Source organism: Klebsiella sp. EMBS2024 (assembly GCF_036233805.1).
GTDB classification, from domain to species: Bacteria; Pseudomonadota; Gammaproteobacteria; order Enterobacterales; family Enterobacteriaceae; genus Klebsiella; species Klebsiella pneumoniae.
Map to the genome: position 1 here is coordinate 9,675 of NZ_JAZARW010000004.1, position 647 is coordinate 10,321.

Below are 647 nucleotides of genomic sequence, written 5' to 3' on the forward strand. Positions count from 1 at the left end.
CTTANCAGGCGCATTTCGCCCAGGGGATCACCATAATAAAATGCTGAGGCCTGGCCTTTGCGTAGTGCACGCATCACCTCAATACCTTTGATGGTGGCGTAAGCCGTCTTCATGGATTTAAATCCCAGCGTGGCGCCGATTATCCGTTTCAGTTTGCCATGATCGCATTCAATCACGTTGTTCCGGTACTTAATCTGTCGGTGTTCAACGTCAGACGGGCACCGGCCTTCGCGTTTGAGCAGAGCAAGCGCGCGACCATAGGCGGGCGCTTTATCCGTGTTGATGAATCGCGGGATCTGCCACTTCTTCACGTTGTTGAGGATTTTACCCAGAAACCGGTATGCAGCTTTGCTGTTACGACGGGAGGAGAGATAAAAATCGACAGTGNGGCCCCGGCTGTCGACGGCCCGGTACAGATACGCCCAGCGGCCATTGACCTTCACGTAGGTTTCATCCATGTGCCACGGGCAAAGATCGGAAGGGTTACGCCAGTACCAGCGCAGCCGTTTTTCCATTTCAGGCGCATAACGCTGAACCCAGCGGTAAATCGTGGAGTGATCGACATTCACTCCGCGTTCAGCNAGCATCTCCTGCAGCTCACGGTAACTGATGCCGTATTTGCAGTANCAGCGTACGGCCCACAGAAT

1 protein-coding gene is annotated in these 647 nt (G+C 54.0%); it reads right to left on the reverse strand.

The genetic code is table 11. From position 1 onward, the window contains the following. Positions 1–647 (reverse strand): IS6-like element IS26 family transposase (locus VZP09_RS24975; RefSeq protein ID WP_328795537.1); only part of this gene is annotated, 647 nt, incomplete at both ends.